Annotated in this window: 7 protein-coding genes; 3 read left to right on the forward strand and 4 right to left on the reverse strand. The window is 30.6% G+C overall.

The annotated features are described in order from the left end of the window. The first annotated feature begins 314 nt into the window (after window positions 1-314). From secA to folK, 3 genes are all read left to right on the forward strand, one after another. Window positions 315-3,017 (forward strand): preprotein translocase subunit SecA, encoded by a 2,703-nt coding sequence (gene secA / locus BTURN675_RS00695; protein WP_046288678.1) that lies wholly within the window; start codon window positions 315-317, stop codon window positions 3,015-3,017. 376 nt (window positions 3,018-3,393) lie between these two features. Continuing rightward, window positions 3,394-3,852, forward strand: coding sequence for an RNA polymerase-binding protein DksA (dksA, locus tag BTURN675_RS00700; RefSeq protein ID WP_046288679.1), 459 nt, complete (start codon window positions 3,394-3,396; stop codon window positions 3,850-3,852). Window positions 3,853-4,455: 603 nt separating this feature from the next. Beyond that, window positions 4,456-4,962, forward strand: a complete 507-nt coding sequence (gene folK, locus BTURN675_RS00705; RefSeq protein WP_046288680.1) for a 2-amino-4-hydroxy-6-hydroxymethyldihydropteridine diphosphokinase — start codon at window positions 4,456-4,458, stop codon at window positions 4,960-4,962. A 12-nt stretch (window positions 4,963-4,974) separates the two neighbouring features. Here the strand turns inward: folK and BTURN675_RS00710 are convergent, their stop codons facing one another. The 4 genes from BTURN675_RS00710 to aceE all read right to left on the reverse strand — a co-directional run bounded on the left by BTURN675_RS00710 (window position 4,975) and on the right by aceE (window position 13,478). Next, complete coding sequence (locus tag BTURN675_RS00710) at window positions 4,975-7,542, reverse strand: bifunctional aconitate hydratase 2/2-methylisocitrate dehydratase (protein ID WP_046288681.1); 2,568 nt, start codon at window positions 7,540-7,542, stop codon at window positions 4,975-4,977. Window positions 7,543-7,817: 275 nt separating this feature from the next. Then, complete coding sequence (gene lpdA / locus BTURN675_RS00715; protein ID WP_420021788.1) at window positions 7,818-9,263, reverse strand: dihydrolipoyl dehydrogenase; 1,446 nt, start codon at window positions 9,261-9,263, stop codon at window positions 7,818-7,820. Window positions 9,264-9,481: 218 nt separating this feature from the next. Continuing rightward, window positions 9,482-10,762, reverse strand: a complete 1,281-nt coding sequence (locus tag BTURN675_RS00720) for a 2-oxo acid dehydrogenase subunit E2 (RefSeq protein WP_046288683.1) — start codon at window positions 10,760-10,762, stop codon at window positions 9,482-9,484. A gap of 31 nt (window positions 10,763-10,793) precedes the next feature. Beyond that, window positions 10,794-13,478 carry a pyruvate dehydrogenase (acetyl-transferring), homodimeric type gene (aceE, locus tag BTURN675_RS00725; RefSeq protein ID WP_046288684.1) on the reverse strand — a complete coding sequence of 895 codons (2,685 nt, stop codon included), beginning with the start codon at window positions 13,476-13,478 and terminating at the stop codon, window positions 10,794-10,796. Between the last annotated feature and the right edge of the window lie 216 nt (window positions 13,479-13,694).

The raw sequence follows: 13,694 nt of genomic DNA on the forward strand, positions 1-13,694 counted from the left end.
TAGTTATTTTTTAGAAATGAATAATTATTACTGTTTTATATAATAAATTATGTATATGTCTTGTTTATGTTTATAAATCATTATTTGAAATATCGTATGGTATTTAAATATTATTTATGTTATAAAATTGGATACTGATAGTGTTTATGTTGTTGATTTTATTGTGTGTGTTTTATTATTTGTTTTTGTTTGTGGATTTTTGTTAATTATGAATATTTATGGTAAATAATTATGTAAAATAACAGCATAATATTTTTTAGTATGTGTGTTATAGTTAACGTCAATTTATATTATTTATACAACAATGTAAAATAATGTTATTAAGATTTTTTTCTAAATTTTTTGGTAGTTATAACAATCGAATATTGCGTCGTGTAAGTAAAATTGTGGAGATCATTAATCGTATGGAATCAGATATGGAGCGATTAACTGATAAGCAACTTTCCGCTAAAACTGACGAATTTCGTTCTTGCATTCGACAAGGTCAGACTCTTGAGTATATACTACCGCAAGCATTTGCTGTAGTGCGTGAAGCTAGTAAGCGTATTTTCAATATGCGTCATTTTGATGTTCAGTTATTAGGAGGTATAGTTTTAAATAATCGATGTGTAGCTGAAATGCGTACTGGAGAAGGAAAAACACTAACAGCTACTTTACCTGCTTATTTAAATGCTTTGACTGGAAAAGGAGTACATATAGTTACGGTCAATAATTATTTGGCAGAACGTGATGCGAATGATAATCGTCCTTTATTTGAGTTTTTGGGTTTAACGGTAGGGCTCAATTTGCCAGGAATGTCTATATCAGATAAACGTCTTGCGTATCAGGCAGATATTACGTATGGTACGAATAATGAATATGGTTTTGATTATTTACGAGATAACATGATATTTGATTCGCAGGAACGTGTACAACGTGTATTGCATTATGCATTGTTGGATGAAGTAGATTCGATTTTAATTGATGAAGCTAGGACTCCATTAATTATTTCTGGTCCTGCCGAAGATAGTTCTGATTTGTATAAAAAAATTAATATGTTAATTCCTAGTTTAGTTCGTCAGGATCGAGAGGATTCAGATTCTTTTCAAGGAAAAGGTCACTTTGTTGTTGATGAAAAATTCAAACAGGTTATTTTAACTGAGCGTGGGTTAATATTAATTGAAAAATTAATGATGCAAGCTGGAATAATGAATGAAGGTGAATCTTTATATTCACCAGCAAATATTATTTTAATGCATCATATGAATGCTGCTTTACGTGCTCATGTATTATTTACTCGTGAAGTAGATTATATTGTTAAAGATGGTGAAGTGCTCATTGTGGATGAGCATACTGGTAGAGTTCTGCCAGGTCGACGTTGGTCAGATGGTTTACACCAAGCGATAGAAGCTAAAGAAAATTTATCAGTTCAAAGTGAAAATCATACATTAGCTTCAATCACATTTCAAAATTATTTTCGATTATATGAAAAATTGTCAGGTATGACTGGTACTGCAGCTACTGAGTCATTTGAGTTTCGTGCTATTTATAAATTAGATACGATTGTAATACCTACTAATTGTCCCATGATTCGTAAAGATTTTCCAGATTTAGTGTATATGACGGAATGCGAAAAAATTGTTTCTATAATTAATGACATTAAATCTTGTGTGCGACGTAATCAACCAGTTTTAGTAGGAACTATTTCTATTGAAAAATCAGAAGTTATTTCTTGTTTTTTAAAACGTGAACATATTCCTCATAAGGTTTTAAATGCAAAATTTCATGCTGTAGAAGCTGATATTATTGCTCAGGCTGGTCGACCTGGTGCAGTGACTATTGCAACAAATATGGCAGGGAGGGGTACAGATATTGTATTAGGTGGTAATTGGCGTGCAGAAATAGCTGCGTTGGGAAATAATATCAGTGATAATCAGATTACGAGTATTAAATCATCTTGGAAAAAGCGAAATGATGCAGTGTTATCTGCTGGTGGTTTACATATTATTGGAACTGAAAGGCATGAATCTCGTCGAATTGATAATCAATTACGGGGAAGGTCTGGTCGACAAGGAGATGTTGGTTCATCTCGTTTTTATTTGTCGATGGAAGATTCGTTAATGCGTATTTTTGCATCTGAACGTGTTGTTAGTATGATGCGTAAATTAGGTATGCAATCAGGTGATGCTATTGAACATCCTTGGGTTACTAAAACTATTGCCAATGCGCAAAGAAGGGTGGAAAACAGGAATTTTGATATTCGCAAGGAATTATTGGAATATGATGACGTTGCAAATGATCAACGGCGAGTTGTATATACACAGCGTAATATATTAGTAGATATGTTAGATGTTAGTGATGTGATTAAAAGTATGCGTGGTGATGTTGTAAAGAAGGTGTGTGATATTTATATTCCTATTTCTTTACCTAAGAGATCATGGGATATTTGTGGATTAGAAAAATGTTTACATGATGATTTTTCGGTAGATGTTTTAATAACGCAATGGTTACATGATGAACCGAGTTTATATAATAATGGTGTAGTGTTACATGAACGTGTTTTGTTGAAAATTATTGATCATTTTCTTTATCAGGAGTCTCTTTTTGGGGTTGAAGTGATGCGTTCGTTTGAAAAATCGATTATATTGCAAACTTTCGATTTATTATGGAAGGAACATTTGTCAGCTATGGAGTATTTGCGTCAAGGTATTCATTTACGAGGTTATGCTCAAAAGGATCCTAAGCAAGAATATAAAAGGGAATCTTTTTTAATGTTTTCAAAGATGTTGGAAGATTTGAAATATGAAGTGGTTATTTCAATTAGTAAATTACATGTTCTTTATGCGGATAGGCTGAATTGTAGTGTAAATAAGGATTTTTCTTGGTATTATTCTAATATTTTCACGGATTTAAAAATAGGTCACATTAATAATGATCAAGTAAAAAATAATATTTTATATAAGGTAAAAAAAAATGATTTATGTCCATGTCAATCCGGGAAAACATTCAGATTGTGTCATGGATATAATTTATATTGACTATATGAATTAGGTATTTTTTATTTTGAGATATTATTATTACATAATAGATAGATGTTTGTTCGTGGTTATTTTTTAAAATATAATGTGTTTGTTAGTATAAGTTATATATATGTTTTTTAATATGAATGTTTGTGTATTGTGTTTTGTGTGTGTTTGGTTGTGTTTTTTGTATTATAACGAAATATTTTGAAATATGATTGTTAAAGATCATTATATGATAATAGTAATATATTAGGATGATGTGAATTTGTTAATTAGTTTATTTATATAACAATATTGTTAATTATGTTCTAATTAATATGTTAAATGGTATTGTTATTCTAGTATTTTTTAGTTATTGTTGTGGTTGATAAGTAATGGAGAGATTGAAATTATGAGACGGCATGTTACAAAAAAAAAGGTTGGATCATTAAATATTTTATCAATTGCAGGAGTACGACCATATGAGTGTAAATCTAATGAACAGTATATGAACAGTGCTCAAATTGATCATTTTAAGAGAATTCTTGAAGCTTGGCGTGACCAGCTTCGAGTTGAGATCCAAGAGTCTCCTTTGTATATGCGTGATGAGGTTGAAAATTTCCCTGATCCTATTGATCGCGCTGTTCAAGAAGAGGAGTTCAATATTGAGTTAAGAAATCGAGATAGAGGATACAAATTAATTAAAAAAATTGAGAATACTATTAAAAAGTTAGAGAGAAGTAGTTTTGGTTTTTGTGAGTCTTGTGATGTGGAAATTGGTATTCGTCGACTAGAAGCGAGTCCTATTGCTGATCTATGTATCGATTGTAAAATATTGTCTGAAATGAGAGAGAAACAGATTATTGGATAAAATTATCGTGTTTATATGTAGTAGTATTTCATATATAGTTGATAATAAAGATATATTTATGGTATTTATTTGGTTTGATTTGTTGAGGGTGTGATTAGTAGTATGATTTAATGTTATTTGTTAAGTTAAATTATTGTTTATTGAATGCAACGTATTTTTGTTGTGTATTTGTTATTTCGAAAGTATTAAATTTTTATTTTTTATTTTAAAAATCATGAAGTATTGTGTGATTTGTGTGTTTTATGTAACGATGATGTTATAATATATTATATATTAATTGTTAGTATGATGATGGTTTTATTTTTTTGAAAAGTTTTTATTATGTAAATATATTTTATGATAGTGTTATAAAAATTAAATTTTTTAATTGTAAAATTTTTTGAAAAATGAGGTAAAGAATTTTTATAATTCTTAATTATGTTTTAGATGGTTTTTAAGTATATTGTGTCGAAGAATGTTTCAGTTATTAACTTATAAGTTAATAGTAAAATGTGGTATACATATGTGTTATAAAAGAATACTTGTTGTTGTTTGTAAGTGATTTTGTTGTATTAGTGATTACTAAAAATATAATTTTATTAAATTAGGTATTTATATTGCATTATGGAACGTGTTGTAATTGGTATTGGAAGCAATTTATTAGGTCCATTACAGCAAATCAAGAAGTCTTTGTGTACAATGAAGAAAGATTATGCTAATGATATTAGATTGATAGCTTGTTCATCTTATTATCGAAGTCGTCCTTTAGGGGGGATGAAGCAGCCAGATTTTTTAAATGTAGTAGTGATAATAGAGACTCGATTATCTCCAATTGGTTTATTAAATTGTTTGCAATTAATTGAAGCTCAACAAGGTCGAGTAAGAAGCGGTAATTTTCTTCGTTGGGGCCCTCGAACGTTAGATATTGATATTTTATTATTTGGTAATAGGATTGTAATTACTCCAAGGTTGATTATTCCGCATTATGATATGTTAAATCGTGCATTTGTTTTGTGTCCATTATTAGAATTGTTGCCTGATTTTTGTTTTTTAAATGGAAGAATGTTATCTGAATATTTACATATTTTACGAACCGATAATAATTATTTGAGACGTTTAGATATTTCATAAAACAATATATTATTAAATGTATTCATTTAATTTCGAAAAATTTAAGAACGGTGCATTATGTATCGATATTATATTTTTTATTATTTGAAAATACTCTTTTTTATTTGGTATGCGTCCAAGTATTGCTGTTATTGTTGCTATTTCTGTTGAGGCCAGATAAACATTGGCTGATTTACCTAAACGATTAGGAAAGTTTCTTGTTGATGTAGAAATCACTGTCGCTCCATCTTTGACACGTAATTGATTACCCATACATAAAGAACAGCCTGGAATTTCTATTTTAGCACCGACTTTATTAAAAATATCATAATATCCTTCTTTAGTTAGTTGTAAAGCATCCATTTTTGTAGGTGGAGCAATCCATAGTCGACATGGTAATGGATTGAGTTGTTTGCTTAATAATTTTCCAAGTGTACGAAAATGTTCAATATTAGTCATACAAGAACCAATAAAAACCTCATCTACATGATGCCCCGAAATTTCTGATAATGTACAAGTATTATCTGGATCGTTTGGCATACATAAAATCGGTTGATTAATAGTGGATAAATCAATATGTAGTGTTTCAATATATTTAGAGTTTTCATCAGCACATAGCAGATATGGTTTTTTTAGCCAATTAATCATACTGGCAATTCTTCGTTTTAAAGAATTCTTATTTTGATATCCTGTATTTATCATCCAAGTTAATAAAGTAATATTAGATTTTAAATAATTAATTACTACTGTAGGATTAAGTTTTATAGTACAAGCGGATGCTGATCTTTCTGCTGAGGAATCTGTAAGTTCGAATGCTTGATCTATATTGAGATTTGGTAAACCTTCTATTTCTAGAATATGTCCGGAAAAAATGTTTTTTTTATTTTGTGTATTAGTGGTGAGTAGTCCATTTTTAGTAGCACAATGAGGAATAGCATGAACTAAATCTCTTAAGGTTATTCCTGGTTGTATGTTACCAGTAAATTTCACTAATACTGATTCTGGAACATTAAGTGGCATAATTCCAGTGGTTGCAGCGAAAGCTACTAGAGAAGAGCCAGCTGGGAACGAAATTCCTATAGGGAATCTAGTATGAGAGTCGCCACCTGTCCCGACTGTGTCTGGTAATAACATATGATTTAACCAAGAATGGATAATTCCATCTCCAGGCTTCAAAGCTATTCCACCACGTTCTATAATGAATTGTGGTAAAGTATTATGTAGTTCTATGTCAATAGTTTGTGGATAAGCGGCGGTATGACAGAATGATTGTAGAAATAGATCTGTGGAAAAATTCAAGCACCCAAGGCTTTTAAGTTCATCTCTGGTCATGGGTCCAGTTGTATCCTGAGAACCAATGGATGTGATTTTAGGTTCGCAATATTGTCCTGGATATACTCCAGGAATTCCACATGCTTGTCCTATTATTTTTTGTGCAAGTGTAAAATTTTGTGTTTTGTTTTTTAAAAATGAAAAATTTGATTTTTCGAAAATGTCATTTTTTTTTAAATTAACAAATTGTCGCGCTCGCTGTGTTAGATCACGTCCGATGATAAACATAATTCTGCCCCCGGCACGTACTTCATGTAGTAATGAGTTGTGTTTTAGTACAAATTTAGTTAATAATATATTATGTTCATGGTGCCAGATTTCTCCACGAAAAGGATATATATCTATAATATCTCCATGTTTAATATTGGAAACATTTGTTTCAATTGGTAAAGTTCCGGAGTCTTCTAAAGTATTAAAAAATATTGGAGCAATTTTGTTTGCTATTAAAATACCTCCAGATTTTTTATTAGGTATATAAGGAATATCATTCCCTATAAACCATATTAGTGAATTAGCGGCAGATTTTCTTGAAGAACCTGTTCCTACAATATCTCCGACATATATTAATGGAAATCCTTTTTTTTTGAGTTCTTGAATTTGTTTTATTGGGCCGATATAACCTGGTTTATCAGGTATGATACCTTTTCGTGGATATTTTAACATTGTTAATGCATGTAATGGAATGTCTGGTCGTGACCATGCATCGTTTGCTGGTGATAAGTCATCTGTATTTGTTTCTCCAGGTACTTTAAAAACTGTGCCGGTGATTTTTTCTTTTATGTTTGGTTGTGAAAAGAACCATTCTGCGTGTGCCCATGATTTTAATGTTTTTATAGAATAAAAGTTATTATTATTAGCCCGCTGGGTGATGTTTTCAAAATTGTTAAATATTAGTAATAATTTTTTTAAAGTTTTAAAGGCAGTCGGTGCAAATTCATGATTGTCCAGTAGATGTATTAATGGCGGGATGTTATATCCACCTTGCATGGTTCCTAGTAGTTCTATAGCTTTTTTTTTTGAAATAATTTTTGAATGTATTGTATTATAAATGATCGATGTAAGAAAATTTGCTTTAATATATGACGTTTCATCAACGCCTGGTACTACTTTGTTACTTAGTAATTCTAATAAGTATTGTGTGTTGTTTGTGAGCGATGGTGTATTTTCAAGTAGTTTGATTAGCTCTTTTATTTGCATAACATTCATTGGTTTGGGTACCAAACCTTGTTTTTCGCGTTCTTGAATGTGTTTTTGATATTCTTGCATCATAGAGATATACTTTATGTTATTTAACGTATTATTTTTAGTATATAATATTTACAATATTTTTGACAAAATATTGTCATATATTTTTGATGATATAATGATATTATGTGAACCATGGTAAAATTGTTTATTATGATATGAAGAATATATTTTATGATATTCCATAAATAACTTGAATTTGATAGGTATTTTTATACCTTGGTATATTATTTTTGTATCATTTTTTGTTGTTTGTGAATAGATTATTATCTAATGTTTTAAATCAGATATTGGTTATTTTATTTTGTGTATAAATTTTTATTAATTTTGGATTTTATATTTGGTATGTCAGTAATTGAACCTTCGTATACGGCAGCTGATAATCCTATTGTTTCATGCAGACTTGGATGAGCGTGTATTGTTAATGAAATATCTTCTGCGTCACATCCCATTTCAATAGCTAATCCAATTTCTCCTAATAGTTCGCTGGCATGTTTTCCCAAGACGATTCCTCCAATAATTCTATGTGTTTTTTTGTTAAAAAGTAATTTGGTAATTCCTTCTTGCGCATTGGAAGTAATTGCTCGTCCCGATGCTAACCATGGGAAATTAGCAACCTCGTAATTCATATTGTGTATTTTAGCCGTTTTTTCTGTGAATCCAATCCATGCAACTTCTGGATTAGTATAAATAACGGATGGGATGACCTTTGGGTCAAAATAACTTTTCATTCCTGCAATTACTTCTGCTGCTATGTGACCTTCGTGGATACTTTTATGTGCTAACATAGGTGTTCCAATGACGTCACCGATTGCGAAAATGTTTGAAATATTAGTACGCATTTGATTATCAACTTTAATGAACCCAGATTGGTTGATGTTGATATTTATGTTATTTAAGTTTAATAATTCACTATTAGGTTTTCGTCCAACAGCTACTATTATAGTATCGTAATGAGTTTTGTTTTTTACGCATTGTCCATTTTCTGTGTTTACGTAAATACCGTCTGTTTTAGGTGTTATTTTAGTAACTTGTGTTCCTAAAAATAGATTAAATTGTTTTTGAGTATATTTAATAAATAGTCTTGTGATATCCTCATCTACATCAGGTATTGGTTGATTAAGTAATTCTATAACATCAACTTGTGATCCTAATGAATTATATATTGTAGCCATTTCTAAACCGATAGCTCCAGAGCCGATAATGAGTAGATTTTTAGGAATATATTTTAGTTCTAACGCATCTGTTGAGTCCCATATTCGTTGATCGTTGTATGGTATGAATGGAAGTTTATTAGGGTGTGAGCCAGTTGCAATGATGGCATGTTCAAAATTAATTATTGTATTGTTATTGTTGTTAGTGATATGAATGTTATTTTTGTCGATAAATCTTCCATGACCATTAACGATATTTATATTTCTCATTTTGGCCATGCTATTCAGACTGTTGGTTAATTGGTTGACAATTCTTTCTTTCCATTTTCGTATCGCATGGATATCATAGATAGTTTTTTCTTTAAAAATGCCATTTTCGCTTAATTTGTTTGTGTTATCTATTATTTTAGCAATATCTAATAGTGTTTTAGATGGGATACAACCAACATTAAGACAGACACCTCCTAATGTGGGGTAACGTTCTATTATTGTAGTATGAATCCCTAAATCGGCACAACGAAATGCCGCAGAATAGCCTCCTGGTCCTGCTCCGAGGACGGCCACTTGAGTATTTTTGGTGTTTTGCATTATTGTTTTTCGCCGTTTATATGTTATTTAAGTATTTGAGATATTATTTTTTCGAACATAATATTTTGTAACGTTTTTAGTTGTTAGGTAAGTGATTTTTAAATGTTTTTTATTAATTATTGTTTAATATCTATGAATAAGAATTGTATATGTTTTTTATAAAATTGGACAGGGATTTAAGAAGAAAATATTTTAAAATATAAAAGTGTTATTTGATAGTGTCACATGATTAAGTTGCGAATATCAGACAGTAATTTATTGATAATGTTCATGAATTGTGCTCCATCTACCCCATTGATTACTCGATGATCATAAGATAGTGAAAGTGGCAGCATGAGTCGTGGGGAAAATTTTTTACCATTCCAAATTGGTTTAATAGATGCCCTTGAAACACCTAATATTGCAACTTCTGGAACATTGACTATTGGTGTAAATGCAGTACCTCCTGTTTTTCCCAAACTAGATATAGTGAAACACCCTCCTTGCATATCAGATGCAACTAATTGATTATTATTAGAGGTTTTTTGTAAAATGTTAGAAAGTTCTTTTGTTAGTGTGATTATGTTTTTTTTATTTACATCTTTAATTACTGGTACGATGAGTCCATAGTGAGTGTTTACTGCAATGCCTATGTTTATATATTTTTTCAGAATTAGTGTGTGGTTGTTTTCTGATAGTGAACTATTAAATCGTGGAAGTTTTTTTAATGTTAGTGCTACTGCTTTCATAATGAATATTATTGGTGTAATTTTGAAATTTAGTTTTTCTTTTTCAGCTTCTTCATTTTTTTCTTTTCTAAACTTTTCAAGTTCTGTAATGTCAACTTCGTCAAATTGTGTTACATGAGGTAACATGATCCAATTTCTATGTAAGTTAGCCCCAGAAGTTTTTTGAATATGTTTAAGTTTTATTTTTTCGGTTGGGCCAAATTCATCAAAATTTATTCTTGGCCACGGTGCTATATTATTAAATGTTTTTGATTGTGTATGTTGATTGATTGTTTTTTTGTTAATATTTTGAATGTTATTTTTTATATAATTTTGGATATCTTCTCGCAGTATTCGTCCTTTTCGTCCAGTACCGTGTATGTGTTTTAAATTGATTCCAAATATACGTGCCATATGTCGAATTAGTGGTGTCGCATGTATATGATTTTTATTATCATGTATTATAGTTTGATCGTGATGGTGTATTATAGTGGTATTATTTTGATTTATGGGAGTGTTGTTTTGATTGTTTTTTATGGGTATTGTTGTTTTTTTAGTAATTTCAGTATTTTCGATTAACATGATTAGTGAACCAGTATTTACTTTGTCGCCAATGTTAATCATAATTGATTTAACTATTCCTGAACTTGGTGAAGGGACTTCTATCGAAGTTTTATCTCCTTCTAGAATAGCAAGTGGTTGATCTGTGAGCACTGTATCTTCGATTTTGACCATAATATCTGTTACTTCTAATTTGTCGTTTCCAATATTTGGTATATAAACTTTGATAGTCATACTGGTCCTTGTTATTTTTTTCGATATTTCGTCATATAAGACGGGGATTGATTTTATTTATGTCAATGTTGAATTTTTTAATAGTATTCATTACTAAATTGTCTTTTATTATGCCCTGTTTTGACAATTGATATAGTGCAGCAAGTATTATATGGGATTGATTTATTTCAAAATGAGATCGAAGGTTTTCTCTGCTGTCAGAACGTCCAAATCCATCAGTGCCTAAAACGAGAAAATTTTTTCCAGGGATGAAATTTCGGATTTGTTCCGGAAATAATTTAATATAATCAGTAGATGCTATGACTGGTGTCGTGTCTAAAATATTTGTTACGTAAGGAATACGTGGTATTTCCATTGGGTGTAACATGTTCCAACGTTCACAATCCTGTCCATCACGAGCTAGTTCAGTAAAAGAAGTTACACTATATACGTTGGAGCTAATGTTATATTCTGCGGATAGAGTTTGTGCTGCTTTACGTACGTGATATAAAATGGCTCCTGATCCGATTAATTGTATTTTTCCGGATGTTCCAGGAAAAGATTCTAATTTATAGATACCTTTACAAATACCTTCTTCTGTTCCTGGTGGCATAGCAGGCATTTCGTATTTTTCATTGAGTGTGGTTAAATAAAAAAAAATATTTTCTTGTTGACTGCCATACATACGTGCTAATCCATTTTGGATAATGACTGCAAGTTCATATGCATATGCTGGATCATATGAAATGCAATTAGGAATGGTTGATGCATGGATATGACTATGACCGTCGGCATGTTGTAATCCTTCTCCATTAAGTGTAGTGCGTCCGGATGTTCCTCCTATTAAAAATCCTCGTGCTTGTTGATCAGCAGCAGCCCAAAATAAATCTCCAATTCGTTGAAATCCGAACATTGAATAATAAATGTAAAATGGTATCATTGGAAAATCATTTGTGCTATATGATGTTGCGGCTGCTATCCATGATGATCCTGCCCCTAATTCATTGATACCTTCCTGTAGAATTTGTCCTTTTTTATCTTCTTTGTAATAAGCGAGAAGATCTTTGTCTTGTGGTGTATATTTTTGTCCTTGAGAGTTATAAATTCCAAGTTTTCGAAACAACCCTTCCATTCCAAATGTACGAGCTTCATCTGCAATAATTGGTACTAAATAATGTTTAATTGATTGATTTTGCAATAGTATGTTCAGTATACGGACAAATGCGATTGTAGTAGAGGTTTGTTTTTGCTGATTTAGTAATGATTTAAAATCTGTTAATTCAGGTATTGTAAATGATTTTGTGAATTTTTTTAAACGACTGGGAACATAACCATGTAGATCTTTTCGTTTTTTATGTAAATAGGTATATTCTTCAGAATGTTTTTCAAATATTAGGTATGGTAATGATTTTATCTGATCGTCTGTAATGTGATTTAAGTGCAATTTATTTCGGAAATTTTTTATATCTTCTATAGTCATCATTTTTATTTGATGAGAAATGTTTGCACTTTCTGCTGTTGTACCCATGCCATATCCCTTTATTGTATGCAATAATATTACTGTTGGTTTTCCTGTTGTGTGTTTTGCTTTATGTAGTGCAGAAAATATTTTTTTTGGATCGTGTCCACCGTGATTTAAATTCCAAATTTCATCGTCGCTCATATTTTTTACTAGTAATTGAGTTTCTGGATATTTTCCAAAAAAATGCTTACGGATATATGCTCCATTTTTTGTTCTGAGTGTTTGATAGTCTCCATCAATAGTTTCATTCATTAATTGTATTAATTTTCCAGTTGTATCTTGTTTTAGTAATGTATCCCATTTTCCACCCCAAATAACTTTAATGACATTCCAGCCTGATCCATTAAATATATTTTCTAGTTCGTTGATAATTTTCCCATTACCATGTACTGGTCCATCCAGACGTTGTAGGTTGCAATTTATGATGAAGATTAAGTTGTCTAATTGTGCTCGACTAGCAATATTTAGCACACCTGTTGATTCAGGTTCGTCCATTTCTCCGTCTCCTAAAAATGCATATACAGTTTGTTTGCTAGTATCTTTAAGGTTTCGGTCGTTTAAATATTTTAAAAATTTTGCTTGATAGATTGCAGATATTGCACTTAACCCCATGGAAACTGTTGGAAATTGCCAAAATCCGGGCATTAATTTTGGATGTGGATAAGATGGTAGTCCATGATTATTGATTTCTTGACGAAAATTGTTTAACTGTTTTTCAGTTAAACGCCCTTCCAGAAAAGCCCGGGCATATACACCAGGTGAAATATGGCCTTGAAAATATATTAGATCCCCTCCATCATTGTTATTTCGAGCTCTAAAAAAATGATTAAAGCATACTTCATAGATAATTGCTGCAGATTGAAAAGAAGCAATATGTCCTCCGAGCTCAAGATTTTTTTTTGATGCCTTTAATACCATCATCATGGCATTCCATCGGATGGCAGAGCATATTTTATGTTCTAATTCTAAATTACCAGGATATAATGGTTCATTTTCAGCGGGTATTGTATTAATGTAATTACTTGTGTGTTGCTGATTATTATTTTTAGTAATAGTGTTAGTATGTAGTTTGTAGTTATTTATTTCTTGTAGGATGTGATTGATTAAAAATTGTGCACGTTCAATACCATCATTATAAATGACCGATGTAATGGCTTGTATCCATTCATTTGTTTCAGTTTTATCTACATCGTTATATGTAAGATGTTTAGACATGTTGATATTTCCTTAATAAAATCGGTCATGTTGTATGTTAAATGTACTGTGTACATGTATTTTTTGTCAAATATTTCCATATATGTTTTGTAAAATATAAGAATGTCATGATATGTGACAGTTATGTTATATAATACTTATATCAGTAGTGTTATGTAGTTGTTAGTAATATTATGTAGTAATAATAATATGGTTGCTTTGTTGAGTGTATTGATA

It is taken from the genome of Blochmannia endosymbiont of Polyrhachis (Hedomyrma) turneri, assembly GCF_000973505.1.
Classification (GTDB): Bacteria; Pseudomonadota; Gammaproteobacteria; order Enterobacterales; family Enterobacteriaceae; genus Blochmanniella.